Source organism: Nocardiopsis sp. iso_40, assembly GCF_056173285.1.
Genome location: NZ_CM149666.1, coordinates 902,331 through 924,776 on the forward strand (window position 1 = coordinate 902,331; position 22,446 = coordinate 924,776).

General features: G+C 71.8%; 20 protein-coding genes. 10 read left to right on the forward strand and 10 right to left on the reverse strand.

Translation table 11 applies throughout. From position 1 onward, the window contains the following. Positions 1 to 3 precede the first annotated feature (3 nt). From AC0VYD_RS03950 to AC0VYD_RS03970, 5 genes are all read left to right on the forward strand, one after another. A complete protein-coding gene (locus AC0VYD_RS03950; protein ID WP_452541191.1) occupies positions 4 to 795 on the forward strand; it encodes a 3'(2'),5'-bisphosphate nucleotidase CysQ in 792 nt (263 codons plus the stop codon). Between the two features lie 57 nt (positions 796 to 852). After that, the gene (cysD, locus tag AC0VYD_RS03955) at positions 853 to 1,785 is read left to right on the forward strand and encodes a sulfate adenylyltransferase subunit CysD (RefSeq protein WP_475478639.1); all 933 of its coding nucleotides are present in this window, start codon (positions 853 to 855) and stop codon (positions 1,783 to 1,785) included. A 107-nt stretch (positions 1,786 to 1,892) separates the two neighbouring features. Next, positions 1,893 to 3,161 carry a sulfate adenylyltransferase subunit CysN gene (cysN, locus tag AC0VYD_RS03960; RefSeq protein ID WP_475478640.1) on the forward strand — a complete coding sequence of 423 codons (1,269 nt, stop codon included), beginning with the start codon at positions 1,893 to 1,895 and terminating at the stop codon, positions 3,159 to 3,161. A gap of 163 nt (positions 3,162 to 3,324) precedes the next feature. Next, on the forward strand, positions 3,325 to 4,218 hold the full coding sequence (locus tag AC0VYD_RS03965; RefSeq protein ID WP_475480171.1) for a sulfotransferase: 894 nt from the start codon (positions 3,325 to 3,327) through the stop codon (positions 4,216 to 4,218). Between the two features lie 134 nt (positions 4,219 to 4,352). Further along, positions 4,353 to 5,462 carry a glycoside hydrolase family 26 protein gene (locus AC0VYD_RS03970; RefSeq protein WP_475478641.1) on the forward strand — a complete coding sequence of 370 codons (1,110 nt, stop codon included), beginning with the start codon at positions 4,353 to 4,355 and terminating at the stop codon, positions 5,460 to 5,462. A 24-nt stretch (positions 5,463 to 5,486) separates the two neighbouring features. Here the strand turns inward: AC0VYD_RS03970 and AC0VYD_RS03975 are convergent, their stop codons facing one another. From AC0VYD_RS03975 to AC0VYD_RS04015, 9 genes are all read right to left on the reverse strand, one after another. Next, positions 5,487 to 6,071, reverse strand: a complete 585-nt coding sequence (locus tag AC0VYD_RS03975; RefSeq protein ID WP_475478642.1) for a GNAT family N-acetyltransferase — start codon at positions 6,069 to 6,071, stop codon at positions 5,487 to 5,489. 140 nt (positions 6,072 to 6,211) lie between these two features. Next, entirely contained in the window at positions 6,212 to 7,717 is a 1,506-nt protein-coding gene (locus AC0VYD_RS03980; RefSeq protein ID WP_475478643.1) for a glycosyltransferase, read from the reverse strand. Then, complete coding sequence (locus AC0VYD_RS03985; protein WP_475478644.1) at positions 7,714 to 8,172, reverse strand: UDP-N-acetylglucosamine--LPS N-acetylglucosamine transferase; 459 nt, start codon at positions 8,170 to 8,172, stop codon at positions 7,714 to 7,716. Before AC0VYD_RS03985 ends, AC0VYD_RS03980 begins: the two co-directional genes overlap by 4 nt. Before the next feature lie 70 nt (positions 8,173 to 8,242). Then, on the reverse strand, positions 8,243 to 9,835 hold the full coding sequence (locus tag AC0VYD_RS03990; protein WP_475478645.1) for a lipopolysaccharide biosynthesis protein: 1,593 nt from the start codon (positions 9,833 to 9,835) through the stop codon (positions 8,243 to 8,245). Continuing rightward, entirely contained in the window at positions 9,805 to 10,680 is an 876-nt protein-coding gene (locus AC0VYD_RS03995; protein WP_475478646.1) for a sulfotransferase family protein, read from the reverse strand. Before AC0VYD_RS03995 ends, AC0VYD_RS03990 begins: the two co-directional genes overlap by 31 nt. 150 nt (positions 10,681 to 10,830) lie before the next feature. After that, positions 10,831 to 12,054, reverse strand: a complete 1,224-nt coding sequence (locus AC0VYD_RS04000; protein WP_475478647.1) for a phosphotransferase — start codon at positions 12,052 to 12,054, stop codon at positions 10,831 to 10,833. Further along, positions 12,051 to 13,463 (reverse strand): ligase, encoded by a 1,413-nt coding sequence (locus AC0VYD_RS04005; RefSeq protein ID WP_475478648.1) that lies wholly within the window; start codon positions 13,461 to 13,463, stop codon positions 12,051 to 12,053. Before AC0VYD_RS04005 ends, AC0VYD_RS04000 begins: the two co-directional genes overlap by 4 nt. After that, complete coding sequence (locus AC0VYD_RS04010) at positions 13,460 to 15,082, reverse strand: chain length determinant family protein (RefSeq protein WP_475478649.1); 1,623 nt, start codon at positions 15,080 to 15,082, stop codon at positions 13,460 to 13,462. Before AC0VYD_RS04010 ends, AC0VYD_RS04005 begins: the two co-directional genes overlap by 4 nt. A gap of 230 nt (positions 15,083 to 15,312) precedes the next feature. Beyond that, positions 15,313 to 15,705, reverse strand: coding sequence for a DUF4190 domain-containing protein (locus tag AC0VYD_RS04015; protein ID WP_475478650.1), 393 nt, complete (start codon positions 15,703 to 15,705; stop codon positions 15,313 to 15,315). 324 nt (positions 15,706 to 16,029) lie between these two features. Here AC0VYD_RS04015 and purN point away from each other — a divergent pair, with 324 nt between their 5' ends. The 3 genes from purN to AC0VYD_RS04030 are packed head-to-tail and all read left to right on the forward strand — an operon-like array spanning position 16,030 to position 19,089. After that, positions 16,030 to 16,641 carry a phosphoribosylglycinamide formyltransferase gene (gene purN / locus AC0VYD_RS04020; protein WP_475480172.1) on the forward strand — a complete coding sequence of 204 codons (612 nt, stop codon included), beginning with the start codon at positions 16,030 to 16,032 and terminating at the stop codon, positions 16,639 to 16,641. Beyond that, complete coding sequence (purH, locus tag AC0VYD_RS04025) at positions 16,638 to 18,206, forward strand: bifunctional phosphoribosylaminoimidazolecarboxamide formyltransferase/IMP cyclohydrolase (protein ID WP_475478651.1); 1,569 nt, start codon at positions 16,638 to 16,640, stop codon at positions 18,204 to 18,206. Before purN ends, purH begins: the two co-directional genes overlap by 4 nt. 22 nt (positions 18,207 to 18,228) lie before the next feature. Next, positions 18,229 to 19,089, forward strand: a complete 861-nt coding sequence (locus tag AC0VYD_RS04030) for a bifunctional methylenetetrahydrofolate dehydrogenase/methenyltetrahydrofolate cyclohydrolase (protein WP_475478652.1) — start codon at positions 18,229 to 18,231, stop codon at positions 19,087 to 19,089. Positions 19,090 to 19,172: 83 nt separating this feature from the next. On the opposite strand, the gene AC0VYD_RS04035 is transcribed toward AC0VYD_RS04030, so the two are convergent. Then, entirely contained in the window at positions 19,173 to 19,778 is a 606-nt protein-coding gene (locus AC0VYD_RS04035) for an FHA domain-containing protein (protein ID WP_475478653.1), read from the reverse strand. Positions 19,779 to 20,307: 529 nt separating this feature from the next. On the opposite strand from AC0VYD_RS04035, the gene AC0VYD_RS04040 reads away from it, so the two are divergent. Both AC0VYD_RS04040 and AC0VYD_RS04045 read left to right on the forward strand, forming a co-directional pair. Next, positions 20,308 to 20,667, forward strand: a complete 360-nt coding sequence (locus tag AC0VYD_RS04040; protein WP_475478654.1) for a DUF3017 domain-containing protein — start codon at positions 20,308 to 20,310, stop codon at positions 20,665 to 20,667. 183 nt (positions 20,668 to 20,850) lie between these two features. After that, positions 20,851 to 22,068, forward strand: coding sequence for an NADP-dependent isocitrate dehydrogenase (locus AC0VYD_RS04045; RefSeq protein ID WP_191268573.1), 1,218 nt, complete (start codon positions 20,851 to 20,853; stop codon positions 22,066 to 22,068). Positions 22,069 to 22,446 lie beyond the last annotated feature (378 nt).

Genomic DNA, 22,446 nt, shown 5'->3' on the forward strand with positions numbered 1-22,446 from the left:
CCGGTGAAGAGCATCCGAAACGATCATGAGGTGGCCCGAGACCTGGCGAGCGAGGCCGGACAGCTGCTGCTGCGCCTGCGCGCCCGCCACGGCTTCGACGAGCCCGAGGTTCTGCGCACCCTGGGTGACCGCACCTCGCACGAGTTCCTCTTCTCCGCGCTCGGGCGGCTGCGGCCCAGCGACGCGGTGCTCTCCGAGGAGGGCGCCGACGACCTGGCCCGGTTGAAGGCGAGGCGGGTGTGGATCATCGACCCTCTCGACGGCACCCGCGAGTTCTCCGAGCCCGGCCGCACCGACTGGGCGGTGCACGTGGCGCTCTGGGAGAACGGCGAGCTGGTCGCCGGTGCGGTGGCCCTGCCCGCCCAGGGCAGCTGCCTGTCCACGGTCGACCCGCCGTGGCTGCCGGAGGAGCGCCCGGAGGGCCAGCGGCTGCGCATCACCGCCAGCCGGACCCGGCCGCCCGCGTTCGTGCAGCGGATGGCCACCCAGCTCGGCGCCGAGGTGGTCCCGATGGGCTCGGCCGGCGCGAAGATCTGCGCCGTACTGCTCGGGATCGCCGACATCTACGTGCACGCGGGCGGCCAGTACGAGTGGGACAGCGCCGCCCCGGTGGCGGTCGCGCGCGCCTCGGGCCTGCACACCTCCCGGATCGACGGCTCGGAGCTGCGCTACAACGTAGCCGATCCGCTACTCCCAGATATCCTTGTATGTCGATCGGAATTGTCGGGTATGTTGTTGGCAAGCATCCGCGACGGCGCGGACCTTGACAGCGCCGGTCCGCACGCGGGGGGCTGAACCGAAGACCCTCCGCGGTGGAACCGGCCGTGTGTCGGTATTTCTAAGGCGGATTCCATGGGTCAGGCGAGTCAGCAGGCGCTCGGGCGTTACCAGCTCTCCCAGCTGGACGTTCTTGAGGCCGAGGCGATCTTCATCATGCGCGAGGTGGCGGCGGAGTTCGAGCGCCCCGTGCTGCTCTTCTCCGGCGGCAAGGACTCCATCGTCATGCTGCGGCTGGCGGAGAAGGCCTTCTGGCCCGGCCCGATCCCGTTCCCCGTCATGCACGTCGACACCGGCCACAACTTCGAAGAGGTCATCGAGTTCCGGGACCGCCGGGTGGCCCAGGCCGGGGTGCGCCTGGTCGTCGCCTCGGTCCAGGAGCAGATCGACGCGGGCAAGGTCACCGAACTCACCGGCCGCTGGGCCAGCCGCAACCGCCTCCAGACCTCGGCTCTGCTGGAGGCCATCGAGGAGAACGGCTTCGACGCCGCCTTCGGGGGCGCCCGCCGGGACGAGGAGAAGGCCCGGGCCAAGGAGCGGGTCTTCTCCTTCCGGGACGAGTTCGGCCAGTGGGACCCCAAGAACCAGCGCCCCGAACTGTGGAGCGTGTTCAACACCCGGATCAACCGGGGCGAGCACATCCGTGTCTTCCCCATCTCCAACTGGACCGAGCTCGACGTGTGGGGCTACATCCAGCGCGAGCGCCTGGAGCTGCCCTCGATCTACTTCGCCCACGAGCGGAGCGTGTTCGAGCGCGACGGCATCCTGCTCGCTGACTCCCCGCTCATCCAGCGCGACGCCACCGAGGTGCCCTTCACCGAGACCGTTCGCTACCGCACCGTCGGCGACCTGACCTGCACCGGTGCGGTCAAGTCCACGGCCGTGGAGCTGGACGACATCATCACGGAGATCGCCGCGACCAGGATCACCGAGCGCGGTCAGACCCGCGCCGACGACCGGGCCAGTGAGGCCGCGATGGAGGACCGCAAGCGCGAGGGCTACTTCTAGTCGTGTCTTCTTGGGCCCGTCGGCGCTTCGGCCCCGCGCCCTGACCGGCGCACCTCGCACTTCCGGTTGTTGAACCGCCCCACCCTTCGCACATTGGACCAGGCAACATGAGCAACGACATCCTGCGGTTCGCCACGGCGGGTTCCGTGGACGACGGTAAGAGCACCCTGATCGGCCGCCTGCTGTACGACTCCAAGTCCATCTTCGAGGACCAGCTCGACGCCGTGGAGCGCACCAGCGTCGCGCGCGGCGAGGAGCAGACCAACCTGGCGCTGCTCACCGACGGGCTCCGCGCCGAGCGCGAGCAGGGCATCACCATCGACGTGGCGTACCGCTACTTCGCCACGCCCAAGCGCACCTTCATCATCGCCGACACCCCCGGGCACATCCAGTACACCCGGAACATGGTCACCGGTGCCTCCACCTCCGACCTGGCGATCATCCTGGTGGACGCCCGCAAGGGCCTCCAGGAGCAGAGTCGCCGCCACGCCTTCCTCGCGACCCTGCTCCAGGTGCCGCACCTGGTGCTCGCGGTGAACAAGATGGACCTGGTCGACTACTCCCAGGACCGCTTCGAGGAGATCAAGGCCGAGTTCAGCGAGTTCGCCGCCAAGCTGGACGCGCGCGACCTCACCTTCGTGCCGATCTCCGCCCTGCACGGCGACAACGTGGTGAGCCGGTCCGAGAACATGCCCTGGTACACGGGCTGCTCGCTGCTGCACCACCTGGAGAACGTGCACATCGCCTCGGACCGCAACCTGATCGACGCGCGCTTCCCGGTGCAGTACGTGGTCCGTCCGCACAAGTCGGACGACCCCGAGCTGCACGACTACCGGGGCTACGCGGGCCAGCTCGCGGGCGGTGTCCTCAAGCCGGGGGACGAGGTCACCCACCTGCCCTCGGGGCTGTCCACACGGATCACGAAGATCCTCACCGCGGACGGGGAGGTCGCGGAGGCCTTCTCGCCGATGTCGGTCAGCCTGCTGCTGGAGGACGAGATCGACATCTCCCGGGGCGACATGATCTGCCGCCCCAACAACGCCCCGGTGGTCTCCCAGGACATCGAGGCGATGGTCTGCTGGATGACGGACTCCCGCAAGCTCACGCCGCGCTCCAAGCTCCTCGTCAAGCACACGACCCGCACCGCGAAGGTCATGGTCAAGGACCTGCGCTACCGGCTGGACGTCAACTCGCTGCACCGTGACGAGGCCGCCGACCACCTCGCCCTGAACGAGATCGGCCGGGTGCGGCTGCGCTCCGCCCAGCCCCTGTTCGTCGACGAGTACGCGAAGAACCGGCAGACCGGCGGGTTCATCCTCATCGACGAGTCCACCAACACCACGGTGGGCGCGGGAATGGTCGTCAAGGCCGAATAGCGCGTGCCGGGAGGACAGACCGATCTGAGCGGGGCCGCTTCCGGCGGCCCCGCTTCGTGTCACCGGGAAAAGGCCGAACCATCGTCACGTTCCGGCAAAAGAATCTGACCCAAAGTAATAACCTGGGGAAGTGGATGGATATCGTCTGGTGTTCGTCGGTGGGATGGGCCGCTCAGGCTCCACCCTGATCGAACGCCTCCTCGGGGAGCTGCCCGGATTCTGCTCCGTCGGTGAGATCGTGCACCTGTGGCGCAGGGGGTTGGTGGAGAACGAGCGCTGCGGCTGCGGCCTGGCCTTCGCGGACTGCGGTTTCTGGTGCGACGTGGGCAGGAGGGCGTTCGGCGGCTGGGACCGCCTGGACGTCCAGCGGGTGCTGCGCCTCAAGGACAGCGTCGACCGCACCCGTTTCCTGCCGGGCCTGCTCAACGGGCCGACGGGGGAGGGGCCCCTCGCTCTGCGCAGTGAGCGTTACACCGAGTTCTACCACCGCCTCTACTCGGCGGTCGCGCAGGTCAGCGGTGCTCGGGTGATCGTGGACGCGAGCAAGCACGCCTCGCTGGCGGCCTGTCTGCGCCAGCGGTACGGCGCCCGGATGCGCCTCCTGCACGTGGTGCGCGACCCCCGGGCGGTGGCGCACTCCTGGGGCAAGCGGGTGGCGCGCCCGGACGCCGCCCCGGGCAGTAGCGAGCCGGAGATGGCGCGGTACTCGGCCGGTCGTTCGGCTGTGCAGTGGATGACCCAGAACTCCTCGCTGGACGCGCTGGCCCGGCGGGGGACCCCGACCCTGAGGGTGCGTTACGAGGACTTCGTGGCCGCGCCGGAGGCCGAGTTCGGCCGTATCGCCGACTTCGCGGGCCACACGGGGGACCCGCTCGTCCTGGGGGAGGGCGGTGTGGAGCTGTCCGGGGGGCACGCGGTCTCCGGTAATCCGATGCGCTTCCGGTCCGGCCCGGTCGGTGTCCGCGCGGACCACGGCTGGCAGGAGGGGCTCGCTCCGTGGCGCCGGCGCCTGGTCACGGCGGTGACCACCCCGACACGCGGGCGCTATGGGTACTGATGTCCGCTAGGCGAACCAGGGGGTGTTGCGCGTGCGAAACATGACGTATGGTCATCATGTGAACACTCTGTGTCGTATTCTGGTGGCCTAGGGGGCGATTGGCCGTGGGTAGCGGACCGGTGCGAGGGACGGCGGTGGCGGTGTCGGTGCTACTCGCCCTGGGATTGGTCGGGGCGGGAGACAGCCCCGGCGGCGCTTCGGTGCCAGCGGAGAACCAGCTCCCCGAAAGCCGTCCGGGCCCGAACACGGCTCCGTTCCTCGGCCTGCCCCCGCCGCGTGAGACCCGCTGCACCGTCTCGGACATCCTCGAACCCTCGTGCGGTGTCTGGTGGGGCGCCAGCCCCTACGAAGGCGACGTCGAGTCGCTGGAGTCCGCGGCCGACCGGGACATGGACATCGTCTACACCTGGCGCGGCATCGACCAGTCCGACGTTCCGGGGGAGCGGGAGCGGAGGCTGGTCGCCCAGGGCCGCTTCGTGCACACCAACATCGAGGCCCGCCGGTTCACCCGGTCGGGGCATCCGGACATCGCCTACCGCGACATCCTCGCGGGCCGGTTCGACGCCTCGCTGCGTTCCCAGGCCCGGGGTGTCGCCGAGCTGGAGGTGCCCTACTTCATCACCTTCGACCACGAGGCCGACGGCAAGAACCGCTACAACAACCGGGGCACCCCGGAGGAGTTCGTGCGCGCCTGGCGGCACATCGTCGACCTGTACCGGGCCGAGGGCGCGGACAACGCCATCTGGGTGTGGAACGTGACCGGCTGGCCCGGCAACGTGGACCGCCTCCCCGGGCTCTGGCCCGGCAACGACTACGTCGACTGGATCAGCTGGGAGGCCTACAACATGACCGGCTGCGACAAGATGTCGAACTGGGACCACGTCGACTCCTTCGAGGACGCCCTGTCCCCGACCTACGACTGGATCCAGGAGGAGGGACCCAAACACGGCATCGACCCCGACAAACCGGTCATGATCGGGGAGATGGGCACCACCGACATCGGTCCCGGTGAAACCCTGAAGTGGTACGCGGACATCCCGGACGTCCTCCGGCGCTACGAGCGGGTGCGCGCCGTCAAGCTCTGGGACAGCAAGGTCTCCGACGGCTGCGACTTCCGCGTCCAGGCCAACGAGTACGCCCGGCGCGGCTTCGAGCTGGCCGGCCAGGACCCCTACGTGCACCTGCCGGACCGGGTCCGGCGCCTGGCCGAGTACGCCGCGACCCGGGACAGGTCGCGGGACTGACCCCGGGCCCGGCCGCCGGGCCGGTCAGCCGCCCGCCGGCCGGAGCATGGACCAGGTGCGCGGGCCGCCGTCGGGCAGGTCGTACTCCGCGGTGGCCCGGAAGCCCAACGACTCGTACAGTCCGACGTTCTCCGGCGCCGAGGTCTCCAGGAACGAGGGCACACCAGCCGCGTCCGCCTCGCGCAGCCCGGCGCTGACGACCCCGCGCCCCAGCCCGCGGCCCCGCGACCCGGGGCGGACCCCCACGGTCCCCAGGAACCAGACGGGGCCGGTCGGCCGGTGCCGCTCCATGGCCTCCTCCGCCGAGGCGTAGGCGTCCGCGCGGTCGCCCGCCAGTTGCACCAGGGTGGGCAGCAGGTCCGCCAGGACGGACTCGGCCCCGCCGGAGTCGGGGGTGGACCAGACGGCGACGGCGTCTAGGCCGTCGCTCACCCACACCCGGCCGTGCGGCAGCCCTATCTCGGCGAGGAAGAGCCGTTGGAACTCGCGCAGCCTGGCGAGGTGGTCGTCGGCGGAGATGGTGTGCCGGGTGAAGGGGTAGTCGTGAAAGGCCGCGGCCAGTGTGTCCGCGGCCCCGTCCACGTCCTCGACGGCGGCTTCTCTGATCACGTGCTTGCTGATGGCGCTGTCCCTGGTCCGCTCCGGTGCCCCGCCCCGTGCGGGGCCGACCGCGAGGTTATCGAACGGGCCCGGGCCGGAGCCACCGGGTTTTCGGCCCGCGGCTCCGGTCCGCCCCGCGGACGCCGCCGCTACAGGCCCCTGCCGCGCAGGTGCAGCAGCCGCAGGACCCAGCCCGCCGGAAACCCGCAGACCACCAGGAGCGCCAGGTAGGCCCGCCCCTCCAACGGCCGCCTGCGCAGGGTCCGCCCGATCCACCCCAGCGCCCGGCCGCGCCGCCCGGCGGCCGCCTCGGCGAACGCGATCTGCCCCGCGACCCGGGCGTAGCCGCGCGGCACCAGGGCGAACTCCGGGTAGCGCTCCAGCAGCCAGCGCAACGCGGTGGATATGGTCTGCCACCGCTCGGAGAAGAAGGACTTGCGGTGCCACAGCACCCGCACACCGGGTTCGGGGATGTTGCGGATCGGGCCCCGCCGAGCCAACCGCAGGAGCAGCTCGTAGTCCTCCGCGTAACTGCCGGGGATCTCCTCGCTCACCGTCCCGCAACCGCCGATCATGGCCCCGCGGCGGATCAGGAAGGTCGACGGGTGCAGCTCGGTCAGGCGGGACCTCAGCAGGTCGCCGAAGGTGACGCTGGTCCGGTCCAGGACCCGCTCCGACTCCACCTTGTCGTAGACCACCTGGATGCCGCAGCACACCATGTCGGTCCCCGGCTCCGCGCGCATCACCTCCACCTGCGCCCGGAGCTTCTCGGGCATCCAGGTGTCGTCGTCGTCACAGAAGGCCACGAGGTCGGTGTCGGCGCCCAGCACACCGGTGTTGCGGGCCCCGGCCAGCCCCGGGGTGAGCGTGTTGGTCACCACCCGGACGGGGCGGTCGCCCTCGGCGTGGGCGAGCGAGGTGTCGGGCTGGTCGTTGTCGAACACCACGATGGTGGTGATCCGCCCCGGGTAGTCCTGCTCGATGATCGCCCGCAGGGTGCGGCGCAGCAGCTCGGGACGGTCCCGGGTGGGCACGACCACCGTCACCGCGGGCCAGGTGTCGGCCGGGTCGGGGGCCACGGCCGCCGGGGCCGAGCCGTCCTGCCCCCCGTCGGTGAGCAGGTCGATCAGTTCGCCCGCGCGCAGCGCGGCGCGGTCGGGCCCGTCGTCGGATCCGGGGTCCACCCGGAAGTCCTCGGGGCAGGCCAGCGCCCTGTCGAGGAACGCGTGCAGCTGTTGGGCGGTCGCGCAGGCGTGTACCCGGCCCGCCTCCTCCACCCGCCGGACGAACAGCAGCTGGTGGTCGTCCACGTGCTCCTCCAGTTCGGGGTCCCGGGCGACCACGACGGGCAGGTGTCCGGTGGCCCGGGCCTGGGTGATGGTTCCGGGGCCGCCGTGCGTGACGACCACGGTTGCCCCGCGCATCGCCCCGGACAGCTCCTCTCCGGGCAGGAACGGTGTCCCCGAGGCCCTCACCGGTGCCGAACTGTGGCCGTGCTGGACGAGGACGCGCAGGTCCGGGCGGCGGCGCGCGTAGTCGTCGGCCCAGCGCACCAGCCGGTCGAACGCGTGGTGGTCGGTGCCCAGGCTGACCACCACGTCGGGGTGGTCGCTGCCGTCGGGGCGGTGTGCGGAGCGTGCGGTCTGTTCGGTCACAGGAGCGGTCCTACGGTGATGGCGGTCGGCATGAACGAACGCTGTTCCTCCCACTGGGCGAGGAACAGGCGGGTGAAGGGCTTGCAGAGCCTGGCGGTGAGGGTGGGGGTGTCGATGCGGTCGTAGACCTCGATGTAGACGGTGGGGACACGCGCCAGCCAGGCCAGGACGAAGAACGGCAGGGCGACCCCGGCCCCGGTGCTGACCACGACCGCGGGGCGCTGCGCGCGCATCACCCGCAGGGCCAGAACGGTGTTGCGCAGCAGGTTGCCGACGTTGCGGGTGGTGGGGTGGTGGGCCCAGCGCACCGACTCCCCGGCCAGCGCTGACTCGGCGTCCGTGGTGCGGAAGGTGACCCACACGCGTTCCCGCTCCCGCCACCAGGGGCGCAACGAGCGCAGTTGGGTGAGGTGGCCTCCGCTGGAGGCCACCAGGAGAACCGGTCGTGCAGACATCTCGTGATCAGTCCATCGCTGTGAGTGTTCGATAGTGGATGCGGGGTGCACAGGAGAGCGAAGACCCGGGTCACCTCCGTGGTCCCAGGTGCCCGCGCGCGAGCCAGACCGTGCACAGGTGCCCGGCCGCCCCCGCGAGTACCCCGGCGGTCATCGTCGGCACACCCGGGCCGGCCACCGCCTCCAGCAGCGCCGGCAGGGCTCCGAACCACAGCAGGGCGCTACCGGTCGCCACCAGCACCGGCCGGCTGAACGGATGCAGCACCACGAGGGACCTCAGCTGCCACAACGGCAGGAGCTTGCGGACCAGCACGGCGGCCACCAGAGCCGCCGCCGCGCCCGCGGCCCCGTGCGAGGGCACCAGCAGGACACCGGCCACGACGCTGGCCAGGAGCGACATCACGTTGTTGAGCAGGTTCAACCCGGTTCGCCCGGTCATCGTCAGGACGAGGTCGCCCATCCCCAGCACCGAGGCGGCCAACTGTCCCGTGCACACCACGACCAGCGCCGTCGCCCCCGCGGAGTACTCGGTGCCGAACAGCCGCATCACCTCGGGCGCGAACATCAGTGCCGACAGGTACAGCGGCCAGTTGAGGCAGACCAGCCAGGAGGTCCCCGCCTGGTACAGCGCGCGCACCGATCCGTGCTCCCCGGCCGCCAGCAGTTCCGCGAACCGGGGCTGGGCCGCGTACAGCACCGCCTGGGTGCAGAACTGGCCGACGACCATGACCCGGGTGGCCGCGGTGAACACCGCCGCGCCGGTCAGTCCGTGCAGCAGCGCCACCATGACCACACCGCCCCGTTGGACCCCGGCCTGGGCGATTCCGCCCAGGGCCCGGGGCAGCGCGAACGACCAGAACTCCGCCGGGGTGACCCGGTCCTGGCGGCCTCCCGGCCCGCTCCGCTCCTCCGTCGCCGGGAAGGCGTCACCGGACGGGGAGGCGTCCCGGGGCGGGGGCGCGGCCTCGGCCCCGCGCACGATCCGGCCGAGCCAGAACCAGGCCAGCACCGCCGCGGGCAGGTACGGTCCGGCCCAGGCCAGGGCGAGGAACCCGGCGGAACCGGAGAGCGCGATCATCGCGACCAGGCCCAGCTGCGCCAGCGGACGGCCCACCTTGTCCACCAGGACCGTGACCGACATGTCGTGGTGGGCACGGGTCGCCGCCAGTACGGAGTCGGTGAGTACCGCGAACGGCAGGAAGAGCGCGAGCAGCCGCAGGTAGGAGGCCGCCTCCTCCGGCCCCAGGGCGTCCGCCAGCGGCCGGGCGAGGACCACCAGCAGCACGGAGGCCAGGCAGGCCGCCAGGACCGCGGGGCCCAGCGCCAGCCGCAGCAGCGCCGGGACACCGCCGGGACGGCCGAACATCCGCAGCCGGGCGATGAAGTACACCAGCCCGTCCGGGGCGCCCGCGTTGGCCACCGCGGCCGTGATGAGGAACACCGACGTGGCCGAGAAGAGCAGCCCCGCCGTCTCCTGCGAGAACGCCCGGGTGATCGCCACGATCAGTGCGAGGTTGAGGGCGGCTCCCACCACGGCACCCGCCATGTTGACCGCCCCGCCGCGCAGGACGCGCCCGAGGCCGCGGTCGCGGAGGCCGCCGGGCCCGGCCGGGGAGGGGGCTCGCGTCGGGGTCACGCGCGCCACGAGGGGGTGCGCCCCCACCAGTCGGCGAGACGGGCGTCGCTGTCGGCGAACCGCTCGGTGAGCTCGGCGCGCAGGGAGTCGGGCATGACCGCGCGTTTACGGGCGTTGTGGCGGCCCGGAGCGGTCTCCGGCCCCGGCGGTAGGCCGAGGAAGCGGACGATCCCGCCCAGGGCCCGGGAGGTGCCGTCGAACAGGTCGGCGTAGTCCACCACGTGCATGCGCTCGCGGCCCAGGTGCCGTTCCATCCTGACCAGCTGGTCGACGTAGCGGCCCCGGGCCACGTATCCGTGGTGCTGGTGGGAGTGCGAGTGGTGGCCGGGATCCGCCACCAGCCGTTCCTCGGCACCCGCCAGCCGCTTGTCCTCCAGCTCGACCGCCCGGGCGAACGGCTCCGTCTCGAACCCGCGCGCGCTCTCGTGCGCGTGCGCGGAGTAGGCGCGCTCGACCGGGTCGCGCAGGATCACCACGACCCGCACCTCGGGCAGTTCACGGACGATCCGTTCGGCGGCCAGGGGGTGGAAGAGGTAGTACGGGCTGGACTCGAACGCCCTGACCCGGGGCCGTCCCCGGCGGGCCCGCAGGGTGGCGCGCAGGGGGAAGTGCGAGCGGTACCAGCCCAGCCCGTTGCGGTGGCCGGTGTCGAAGTAGTGGACCCCCTTGCGCAGGACGGGGCCGGTGGCCGCCGGGTGCTGGGACAGGGCCTTGAACAGCGAGGTGGTGCCCGAACGCTGGGCCCCGCAGATGAGGAAGTCGGGCAGGGCCCGGGCGGTGCTGGTCACACCGCCCAGGCCGTCGGCGATCGGCAGCAGGGCGCGCCTGGCCGGGGCGGCGAGGCGGTTCAGAGCAGAGGTGGCCCGGGGCATCGCGAGCTCCTTCGGTGTGGGCGCCGGAGTTCCCCTGGGGAGGGGGCCGGCGCTGCGGGTGTCGGTGCTTGGGGCGCGCCGCTCGGATCGTCGGCGCTGTGCGTGCGGCTGTGTCGGCCGCCGCGGTGGCTCCCGCCCGCGGGCGGGAGCTCACACGGCGTGGGCCGCCTCGTGCGCGGCTCTGTCCTGGAGTCCCTCCAGCGCCGGCAGCAGCCAGTCGTCAACGGCGGCGAGGTCGTTTCCGCTCTCCGACTGGCGGTCGTGGAGGTAGCGGGTGGCGAGGTCGATCAGGTACAGCGCCATCACGGTGGAGACGGCGTGCTCCCGCAGCCCGCTCTCCGCCAGCAGCGGGTCGCGCAGCAGCCGGGAACCGGTGTCCAACCAGCGGTGGACGCCCGGGTGCACCCCGGCCTGGACGGACTCGTTGAGGTCGTAGTGCAGGGCGTCGAACCCGGCGGGCGCGTCCATGGCGAGCCGCTCCCAGTCCCACACGAACGCCCTCCGTGCCGTGCTGGCGATGTTCCACCTGGTCAGATCGCCGTGCCAGGCCCCGAAGGGCAGTGACACGTCCGGTAGGCGGTGGAGCGCGGCACGCAGGGGAGCGGCTTCGGGACGGGCGCCGAGCTTGGCGATGCGCTCGTCCAGCGACCGCCGGTAGGGGCTCGCCGAGAGTCTGCGCTCCCGCACCCGTGCCAGCCCCACGATCTGGGTGACGCAGCGCAGCAGCTGGTGCCGGGTGGGCCGGTCGGTCTGGTCACCGACCGGCAGCGCCTCCTGGACCAGCAGGGGGTGGCCGTTCCACTCGCCGTCGTAGAGCAGGCGCGGCACGGTCACGTCCCGGAGCCTGGACTCCGCGAGGTGGCGCAGGGCCCGGGTCTCCGCCCGCACCAGGCGGGAGGTGAGGTCGTTGATGGCGACCTTGGCGTAACCGATGGTCCGTCCGCCCGGCGTGAGCAGCAGCAGGACCGGTTTGCGGTTGGCGCGCGGCGGCCCCACGTGGATCGCGATGGCGAGATCGCGGTCCAGGGCTGCGGTGAGCGCGTGCTCGATCCCCGGGCCCGCACCCACGTACAGCCGGTCGCGCAGCAGCAGTGGAGCGATCCCGGTTGCGAACGCGCTGGTCAGGAGCAGTGTCCGCAACCGTTCCCGCAGGGAGTGCCCCTGGGAGAAGGAGGTGATGCCACGGGCGGCCGCCGAGCGGTTGTGGGCCGGCAGGATCACCCGCGGGTTGTGCGCGTTGGGCACCGGAAGGTACTGGTTGCCCCGGTTCCGGTGGGCCATCCGCCGCACCGTGCCGTCGTCCGGGCCGAGCAGGCCCCCGCAGGGCCACAGCACCGCCGCGAGGTCGGTCAGATAGGTGGTCTCGCTGTTCACCAGGCACCTCCGCCGGTGCGCGCGGTCCCGCGACTCCGGAGCGCCGGTTCCTCGCACCGCCAGAGCAGGGCGACGGCGATCATGGTGACGGCGAGCGGGGACATGAGCGCGACGTAGAAGAACATGTACCAGAACAGAAGCAGGACGGTGAGCAGGGCGCCCTGCCCGACCGCGGTCGAGGCCGCCCGGTAGCGCCAGGCCACCCGCGCGAAGAACGCGAAGAGCAGGAACGCGCCCACCCAGCCGCTGGCGATGAGGGTCATCCACAGCTGTCCGGCGTTGCCGATGACGTGCTGACCGCAGCCCGGACAGCCGGGAGTGGGGCCCACGGCGATCGATTCCGAGCTGCCCAGACTCTCGCGGGTGGTGCCCCAGCCGACCACCGGGGACAGGTTCGCGGCCTCCACGGACGCGATGTTGGTCGCGGCCCGGCCGTCGTCGCTGTGCGGGTTCTCCGCACGGGCCCGTACGATCTCGGCCAGCGGTGACAGGGCCAGGGCGAGCAGAACCGCGACCACGGCGACGGCCCCGGCCCCGACCAGGACGACCCGCCCCCGGCGCAGCGCCTGGGCGGCGCCGAACGCCAGCGACAGCGCCAACCCGGCCCAGAGCGCACGGTTCAGGGAGTACACGATCGGGACCACGGCCAGCGCGATCGCGGCCAGGGCACCCAGACGGGACCACCCCGGGCCCCCGGCGACCCAGCCCACCACGACCCAGACCAACAGCAGGGACAGCATGTAGCCCCAGACGTTGGTGTACTCCCAGGGCGCCTTCGGGCGGGGCGTCTCGACCCCGCCGAAGACGTCCATGATCTGCGCCGAGGCCGGGTGGATCAGTGTCTGCAGGTAGGGGTCGGCGGCCAGTGAGCCCGGGACCAGGTACTCCAGCGGGGCCGTGAACTCGAACCGGGGCGCGAGCATCCCGAGGTAGCCCCCGGCGATCGTGGTCAGGCACAGCACCGCCAGGGACCACACGACCAGCCGCACGGGGAGTTCGCGCTCGGTCAGGTTGCCCGCGTAGAGCAGCAGCACGGTCAGGACGAGGTAGTTGACCACCCGCAGCAGGGCCCCGGGGTAGCCGCCGCTGTCCGGGACCGTTCCGGGCATCTCCAGCGGAATCAGCGCCAGGCCGAGGACCGTCCACGCCAGGAAGAGCCCCCACAGCCAGAACCCCGGCGGGACCCGCAGCCCCACCGTCCGGTGGCGGCGCACCAGTTCGGCCAGCATCGGCACGGCGAACAGCCAGTACGCGAACTGGCCCATGCCCAGTGCCCACCACAGCGGGTAGCCGGCCAGCAGCCACACCAGCGGCCACCCGGTGACCGGGGCGGCTTCGCGTCCCGGTAGGACCCCCCGGGCCGCACCGGTCGCGTACGGTCCCGGTACGGCGGTGCCACGGCCGGTCAACGCCGGGACCCGGCGGGTACGGCCCCGTGGTCGGCGTGGCCCGGAGCGTCCGCGGCGGTACCGGTGCCGCTGGGTTTGCGCGGGGCCGGGGGAACGGGGCGCGGAGTGGCGGGCGCGGCCGGGACGGGGCCCGGGCCCGGCTGGCGCGGGACGGTGATGGCGCCCGGGACGGTGACGTCGAACCGGGCTCCGGCGGTCACCGTTCCGACCAGGTCCGTGCGGCGGCTCCGGCCCAGCTCGACCACGGGCAGGAGCAGGTCGGCGGAGGAGGCCAGAGCCTGGGCGTCCGCGCTCTCACCGAACGCGGCGGTGAGGACCACCACGAACTCGGCGTGTCCGCGCAGCAGCTCCACCAGTTCCGCGGCGCTGCTCTGGACCGGCGCCGCCGTCCCGGAGCGCCCGTTGCGCAGCACCCGTAGGCGCGGAACGGCGGCGGGGCGGACCTCCAGTTCGGCGGGGTCCTCGCCGTCGACCAGGATCTCGGCTAGGCCGGGGCCCTCGGCCAGCCCGAGCAGTTCGCTGACGGTGTCGGTGCGCGGGTCGGCGCAGACCAACAGGGTCTCGGAGCCGGTCCGGGCGAGGGCCGCCGCCAGGTTCACCGCGGCGGCGGAGCTCGAGCGCCCCGGGGCGGTCCCGGTGACCAGGACGACGCGGCCGGTCCCGTGGTCGGCGAGGCGGGCGCGGACCAGGTGCGCGAACCCGTTGGCGCGCTGGCCGTCCGGGTCCGCCTCGGTGGACAGGCCGGAGCCGGACAGCTCCAGCAGGACGGGGACGGAGCCGATCCGGGCGGTGTCCTCGGTGTCGTGCACGCGCGGGTCCAGTCGGTCGCGGACCAGGGCGGCGAGGAGCCCGGCGACCAGCCCGAGGGCGGCGCCCGCGACCAGCCACAGGAGGGGCACGGGGGAGGTGGGGGTCTCGGGGAGGCCGGCCGGGGTGATGACCTGGCCGGGGGAGACCGTCTCGTGGAGGGCGCTCAGCGGGCTGATGCCGTTGCCGAGGTCGCTGATCTCCTGGCGTACCGCCTCGGCCTGGGCGTCGGCGCTGACCCGGTCCGCGCCGACCGCCCCGGCGTTCTCCGCGGTCAGGTCGGACAGCCTCTCGTAGAGCCCCTCCTGCTCGCCGCGCAGCGCGTCCAGCCGACCGTTGATGAGGGACCGGGCCTGTTCGCCCCGGTGTTCGAGGTAGGCGGCGGCGAGGGCGTCGGCCCCTTCCCGCGCGGCCTCGGGTGTGCGGGCGGAGTAGTGGAGTTCGAGGATGTTGCTGTTGGAGGGGACGGTCACGTCGATCCGCTCACGCAGGTCCGCGGGGGCGGGGTCGCCGGGCAGGGCGTCGGCCATGACGGTGGTGACCTGGTCGGAGAGTACGACCTGGGCCTCGCTGTCCAGGTTGACGTCGCCGGTCAGGCGGCCGGACCGCTCCCCGGTGAACTCGGCCATTCCGGTCGGGCGGACCTGCACGGCGGCGGCCGAGGTGTAGGTCGACGGAACGGCGACCACCCCGGCGGTGGCGAGGACCAGCCCGCCGAGCACCCCGGCGCCCACCAGACGCCAGCGGCGCCTCAGCAGAGCGGTGTACTCCTTCAGTTCCGGTCCGGATGAGCCGGGGACGTCGGTGTCCATCGGGTCCTCTCCACGCAGACATGGCAGCACTTTTAGTAAACGATTGCATACTAAGTGTAATGCCTTTGGCTGCACCTGGTGCTTTGGGAAACAGCCCTTTCCCCAGAGGAAGCTGTCCGGAAACCGGTCGTGACGTGCGGCGACCGGGGACGGGCCCCGGGACGCGCGCGAGGGGGCGGCGGGCCCCTGCCCACCGCCCCCTCACCGGGAGGTCCGCCCTCCCGTCTCTCCTAGCCGCCCACGACCACCGGCGGCAGGCCGGTGTCGGACTCCCAGGCGCTCTCGCACTCCTTCTGGGTGGACACCGTGTGGGCCCTGGCGGAGCAGTCACGGAATTCGGTGACCTCCTCCTGGTAGACGAAGAGGACCGCCAGCATGCTCGTGGACATCACGATCCCGACCACGCCCAGGGCCACGCTCATCAGGGCGCCCGGCGCCTGGGAGCTGTGCGCGCGTGCGGCGCGGCGGGCCCGGAACCCCTGGACGACACCGAACACGGACAGCACCACACCGTAGGGCGGGAGCAGCAGGCCCGCCAGGCCGAGGAACAGTCCCCACAGGCCTCCTCGCTCGACCTTGGGCGGCTGGCCTTCGGCACGGTGCTCCGGGCTGTTGTCGGTCACAGGTTCACTCCTTCGGGGACGCCCCGTACCGCGGGGCGCCGTGGTCCGCGCGCGCCTGCGCGGAGCGGGTGGCGATGGTGGCGCGGAGCCCCGGCCCCCGGCGCCTCCGGGGAGGCGGGGAAGGGCCGGTCCGCGTGAGGTAGACGCTACCCGGCCCGATAGGGTGTGAACGCGGACGGGCCGGATAGGCCCAGGCCTGGCGTCTGTACCAGGCGTACGCGAATCCCGGATGCTGCGCCGTCCCCCGGCGCCCCCGGGGTGGGGACCGGGGGTCCCCACACCGTTCTTCTACACATGAGGGAGAAGCACGCTTTGTCCGCGCGAGTGGTGGTTCTCATATCGGGGACGGGCAGCAACATGGCCGCCCTGATGGAAGCCGCGAAGGACCCCGAATACGGGGCCGAGATCGTCGCCGTGGGATCGGACCGCGAGGGAACACGCGGTGTCGAGGTGGCCCGGGCGGCCGGTGTACCCACGTTCGTCGTACCGTTCCGTTCCTACGCCGACCGGTCGGCCTGGGACACAGCCATGTCCGACCGGATCGCGGAACACACGCCCGACCTGGTGGTCTCCGCCGGTTTCATGCGCATCCTCGGGCCCGCCGTGGTCGGCCGCCACCAGGCCGTCAACATCCACCCGGCGCTGCTGCCCTCCTTCCCCGGCGCGCACGCCGTACGCGACGCGCTCGCCCACGGTGTCCGTGTCACCGGCACCACCATCCACTTCCTCGACGAGGGCGTCGACTCCGGTCCGATCATCGACCAGGTCGCGGTACCCGTCGAGGACGGCGACGACGAGGCCAGCCTCCACGAGCGGATCAAGACCGTGGAGAGGCGGATGCTGGTCGACACGGTCGGCCGCCTCGCCCGCGAGGGCTGGACCATCGACGGCAGGCACGTGCGGTTCGGCCGCACCGACACAAGGAGTTCCAGGTGACCCAGCAGGCCATCAGGCGTGCGTTGATCAGCGTGTACGACAAGACCGGCCTGGAGGCGCTGGGCGTCGGCCTGGCCGAGGCCGGGGTGGAGATCGTCTCCACCGGCTCCACGGCCGCCCGCCTCACCGCGGCCGGCGTCCCCGTCACCCCCGTCGAGGACGTCACGGGGTTCCCCGAGATCATGGAGGGCCGGGTCAAGACCCTGCACCCGGCCGTGCACGCCGGGCTCCTCGCCGACCAGGGCAACCCCGACCACGTCGCCAAGATCGACGAACTGGGCATCGCCCCCTTCGACCTGGTCGTGGTCAACCTCTACCCCTTCTCCGACACCGTTGCCTCCGGCGCCTCCGAGGCCGACTGCATCGAGAAGATCGACATCGGCGGCCCCGCGATGGTGCGCGCCTCGGCCAAGAACCACGGCAGCGTGGCGATCGCTGTCGACCCCGCCGGCTACGACTCCGTCCTGGAGGCCGTCCGGGATGGCGGCTTCACCCTGGAGCAGCGCAAGCGGCTGGCGGGCCTGGCCTTCCAGCACACCGCCGCCTACGACGCCGCGGTGGCCGACTGGTTCGCCGGTGCGTACGCGCCCGACGCCGAAGCCGAGTCCACCGGGTGGCCCGCGTTCCGCGCCTCCGCGCACACCCGCACCGCCGCCCTGCGGTACGGCGAGAACCCGCACCAGAGGGCCGCGCTGTACGCCGAGGCGGGTTCGGCCGGCACCGGCCTGGCCGGTGCCGAACAGCTGCACGGCAAGGCCATGTCCTACAACAACTACGTCGACGCCGACGCCGCCCTGCGTGCCGCCCACGACTTCGACGAGCCGTGCGTGGCCATCATCAAGCACGCCAACCCGTGCGGCATCGCGGTGGGCGCCGACAACGCCGAGGCGCACCGCAAGGCGCACGCCAGCGACCCGGTCTCGGCGTTCGGCGGTGTGATCGCCACCAACCGCGAGGTCGGCGCCGAGCTGGCCGAGCAGATCTTCGAGATCTTCACCGAGGTCGTCGTCGCCCCCGGCTTCACCCCCGAGGCCGTCGAGAAGCTCTCCGGGAAGAAGAACATCCGCCTGCTGGCCGTGGCCGACCCGGCCCGGGGCCCGCGCGTGGAGACCCGCCAGATCAGCGGCGGTCTGCTGGTCCAGGACACCGACGTCGTCGACGCCGAGGGCGACGACCCCGCCACCTGGACGCTGGCCACCGGGGAGGCGGCCGACGAGGCCCTCCTCGCCGACCTGGCCTTCGCCTGGAAGGCCGTGCGGGCGGTCAAGTCCAACGCGATCCTGCTCGCCTCCGACGGCGCCACGGTCGGTGTCGGCATGGGCCAGGTCAACCGGGTCGACTCGGCCGGCCTCGCCGTCTCCCGCGCCGGTGAGCGGGTCAGGGGCTCCGTGGCCGCCAGCGACGCCTTCTTCCCGTTCGCCGACGGGCTGGAGATCCTCACCAAGGCCGGGGTCCGCGCCGTCGTCCAGCCCGGCGGCTCGGTCCGCGACGCCGAGGTCATCGCCGCCGCGGAGGCCGCCGGGGTCACCATGTACCTCACCGGCACCCGCCACTTCTTCCACTAGCCCAGTCAGCGAGGAGCAACGTATGAGCGCGATCGTTCTGGACGGAAAGGCCACCGCGAAGGCCATTCGCGAGGAGCTGGCGGAGCGGGTGGCCAAGCTGCACGCCAGGGGCCTGGCCCCCGGTCTCGGTACCGTCCTGGTCGGCGACGACCCGGGCAGCCACTCCTACGTGCGCGGCAAGCACCGCGACTGCGCCCAGGTCGGCATCGCCAGCATCCGCCGCGACCTGCCCGCGGACGCCACCCAGGAGCAGGTGGAGCAGGCGGTGCACGAACTCAACGAGGACCCGGCCTGCACCGGGTACATCGTGCAGCTGCCGCTTCCCCGGGGGCTGGACGAGAACCGGGTGCTGGGGCTGATCGACCCGGCCAAGGACGCCGACGGCCTCCAGCCGGTCAACCTGGGCAAGCTCGTCCTGATGGAGGAGGCCCCGCTGCCGTGCACCCCGCGCGGCATCGTGGAGCTCCTCAACCGCTACGAGGTGCCGATCCGGGGCGCGGAGGTCGTGGTGGTCGGACGCGGTGTGACCGTGGGGCGCCCCCTCGGCCTGCTGCTGACCCGCCGCTCGGAGAACGCCACCGTCACCCTGTGCCACACCGGCACCCGTGACCTGGCCGAGCACACGCGCAAGGCCGACATCATCGTCGCCGGTGCGGGTGTCCCCGGGCTGATCACCAAGGACATGGTCAAGCCGGGCGCGGCCGTGCTGGACGTGGGTGTGACGCGCACCGACGACGGGCTGGCCGGGGACGTCGCCCTCGACGTCCCCGAGGTCGCCGGGCACGTGTCCCCCAACCCCGGCGGCGTGGGCCCGATGACCCGGGCCATGCTGCTGGTCAACGTGGTGGAGGCCGCTGAGCGTCAGGCCGGTTCGCTGGTCTGATCCGGCTGTCCGGCGTTCCTGCCGCCCGTCCGAGGGGGCGGTCCCGCACGGGGCCGCCCCCTCGCCACGTCCGGGCCGGGCGCTCAGCTCGCCCGGCGGGAGGAGTCGCCCAGCGGCATCGGGCGGACCAGGCCCAGGGCCACGACCTCGTTGGCCAGCCGGGTGCGGCGGTTCTGCCCCTCCGGGATGCGGAACTTCTGGTAGAGCCGGAGCAGGTGCTGTTTGACCGCGGCCTCGGTGACCACCAGTGCTTCGGCGATGTCGCGGGCGGTGGCGGGGGCGACGAAGGCCTCCTCGGAGAGCGCGGGCTGGCACAGGGCGGTCAGTACGTCCAGTTCGCGCCGGGTGAGTTCGGGGGCGGCGCCCCGGCGGAGCTCGATGTCGGGGCTGAGCTGTTCGTTGGGCAGGCCGCCGATCCGGCAGCGGGCGGTGCCGAAGCTCACCACGTCGCCCTCGGCCAGGACGCGCCGGGCGATCGGGCGGCCGTTGACCCGGGTGCCGTTGCGGGACAGGCCCAGGTCGACGACGTAGACGTAGGGCCCCCGGCGGACGAGTTCGGCGTGGAGCTGGGACACGCTCGGATCGTGCAGCCGGATGTCGGTGCCCTCACCGCGGCCGACGGTGGTCACCTCGGCGGGGAGCGGGCGGATGTCCCCGGACTCCTCCACCCGCAGATAGGGGCCGTCCACGGTGGCTCCTCCCGTGCTGGTGGGGCGCGGTCGGTGGGGGTGGGGTCGGCGGTGGGGGAGGGGCGGCTGTCGGGGGGTGGCGGCTCGGTCTACACGTCGCGTGGGCTTCATGGGGGTGGTCCTCGCTCACCGGTGCGCTCATCTCCACTCTGGGTTACCCGGCTGGTACGCGTTCTACGCGCTTACTCCGGAGTTAGGCGGATAAGGCGCGGAAATACGGCTCTGTGGCCGAATCGGGAGTAGGAAACGGTCACTGATGTCCCCGAAGGGGGACAAGTCCGTTTCTGTGAGCTCTGGGGCTCCGGCGGTGCCGTTCACTACAATGGGCGGGTCCTCTCCCGGGTGTCGGGGTCCGTCGCACACGGGCCCGACCGGGGCCACCAGGAACATGAGCCACACTGGAGTGCTGTCCGGTTTCGGACAGTCTCCTTTCGAGGGTTGGCCGGTCTGTGCCAGACGCCCGGGGAGAGGTCGGCAGAACGAGCCGCGCGGCGGCCAAGCAATTCGGAAACGAACAGGTCGGGACTGGGTGGACGACGCGGAGCAGGCTGAGGTGGCGGAGTCGGACGGGCGCGCCCCGGACGGAGGTTCGGGCGCGGTGGAGGGCGGCCGGAGGAAAGTTCCCTACTGGCTTTCCCAGGTGCCCTATGCCCTGGTCCTGTCGGCTCTGGCCGCGGGGATCGCGGTCGTGGCCGCGGCCCACTTCAAACGCGGCCCGGCGATCATCGCGGGTGCGCTGCTGCTCGCGGCGACCTTCAGGTTGCTCCTGCCCAAGGACTGGATCGGTCTGCTGGCGGTGCGCCGGAGGTGGGTCGACCTGCTCACCCTGGTCTCGCTCGCGGGCCTGCTGATCGTGTTGGCCTGGGTGGCGCCGCAACTCTCCGCCTAGGCGTCGAATAAGCTTGATGTCGAGATACTGCGACACCGACAAGCACCGCCTCCCCGGTAAGCACGGATACCGGGCGGGATCAGGGGATTGCCGCGCGCGCGGAACCCGGAGCCGGCCACGAACCGGTTCCGGCCCTCCGCCGCACGAGGCGGTAGCGAAGACTGAAGGGACAGCCACACAGCCATGGCCAAGATCAAGGTCGAAAACCCCGTAGTCGAGCTCGACGGCGACGAGATGACCCGGATCATCTGGTCCTTCATCAAGGACCGTCTGATCCTGCCGTACCTCGACATCGACCTGAAGTACTACGACCTCGGCATCGAGGAGCGTGACCGCACCGACGACCAGATCACCGTCGACGCGGCCAACGCCATCAAGGAGCACGGCGTCGGCGTCAAGTGCGCCACCATCACGCCGGACGAGGCCCGGGTCGAGGAGTTCGGCCTCAAGAAGATGTGGCGGTCGCCCAACGGCACCATCCGCAACATCCTCGGCGGTGTCGTCTTCCGCGAGCCCATCATCTGCGAGAACGTGCCGCGGCTGGTGCCGGGCTGGACCAAGCCGGTCATCATCGGCCGTCACGCCCACGGCGACCAGTACAAGGCCACCGACTTCAAGGTGCCCGGCCCCGGCACGGTCACCATGACCTACACCCCGGCCGACGGCAGCCAGCCGGTCGAGTTCGACGTCGCGGACTTCCCCGAGGCGGGCGGCGTCGCGATGGGCATGTACAACTTCCGCAAGTCCATCGAGGACTTCGCGCGGGCCAGCCTGAACTACGGCCTGGACCGCAACTACCCGGTGTACATGTCCACCAAGAACACCATCCTCAAGGCCTACGACGGCATGTTCAAGGACGTGTTCGAGGAGATCTTCGAGACCGAGTTCAAGGACAAGTTCGCCGCCGCCGGCCTGACCTACGAGCACCGCCTCATCGACGACATGGTCGCCGCCGCGCTCAAGTGGGAGGGCGGCTACGTCTGGGCGTGCAAGAACTACGACGGCGACGTCCAGTCCGACACCGTCGCCCAGGGCTACGGCTCGCTCGGCCTGATGACCTCGGTCCTGCGCACCGCTGACGGCCGCACCGTGGAGGCCGAGGCCGCCCACGGCACCGTGACCCGTCACTACCGCCAGCACCAGCAGGGCAAGCCCACCTCGACCAACCCGATCGCCTCCATCTTCGCGTGGACCCGCGGTCTGGAGCACCGGGGCAAGCTGGACAACACCCCGAAGGTGGTCGAGTTCGCGAACACCCTCGAGGACGTCGTCATCAAGACCGTCGAGGGCGGCCAGATGACGAAGGACCTGGCCCTGCTGATCGGATCCGACCAGGAGTGGCTGACCACCGAGCAGTTCCTCGCCGCCCTGGACGAGAACCTGAGCAAGCGCCTCGCCTAGGAGGTCGGTTCGCGGCGGCCATGAGCCGGCGGTCGCGATGAGACCTTGACCACGCCCGGGCGCCCGCACGAGGGGTGTCCGGGCGTCGTCGTACCCACCGCCCCCGGGGCCGGTGGTGAAAAGCGTGGAAAGCGGTGTTCACGGGGGTTCGGGGTCCCGGTGCGTCGGAAGTTCCCGGCGTGTTTCCCGTGTTCGGGTCACATCGGCGGGGCCGCGGTGGGAGGATGGCAGAGCCGGACAGGGGCCTCGGGTTCCGGGTGCGACGTAGGACACGTGAACACGATTCGCACCTTTCGCGAACTTTGACCTATTGTGGAGACACGCCGGTGAGAACCGGCAGGCCAGAGCGGGTTCAACGCCCCTCGGCCACCACGAGCC

Bases quoted from the DNA above. Each gene is read 5' to 3' on its own strand.
- cysD (WP_475478639.1), top strand. From the start codon at position 853: ATGGGTCAGGCGAGTCAGCAGGCGCTCGGGCGTTACCAGCTCTCCCAG.
- cysN (WP_475478640.1), top strand. From the start codon at position 1,893: ATGAGCAACGACATCCTGCGGTTCGCCACGGCGGGTTCCGTGGACGAC.
- AC0VYD_RS03965 (WP_475480171.1), top strand. From the start codon at position 3,325: ATGGGCCGCTCAGGCTCCACCCTGATCGAACGCCTCCTCGGGGAGCTG.
- AC0VYD_RS03985 (WP_475478644.1), bottom strand. From the start codon at position 8,172: ATGTCTGCACGACCGGTTCTCCTGGTGGCCTCCAGCGGAGGCCACCTC.
- AC0VYD_RS03995 (WP_475478646.1), bottom strand. From the start codon at position 10,680: ATGCCCCGGGCCACCTCTGCTCTGAACCGCCTCGCCGCCCCGGCCAGG.
- AC0VYD_RS04010 (WP_475478649.1), bottom strand. From the start codon at position 15,082: ATGGACACCGACGTCCCCGGCTCATCCGGACCGGAACTGAAGGAGTAC.
- AC0VYD_RS04030 (WP_475478652.1), top strand. From the start codon at position 18,229: ATGAGCGCGATCGTTCTGGACGGAAAGGCCACCGCGAAGGCCATTCGC.
- AC0VYD_RS04045 (WP_191268573.1), top strand. From the start codon at position 20,851: ATGGCCAAGATCAAGGTCGAAAACCCCGTAGTCGAGCTCGACGGCGAC.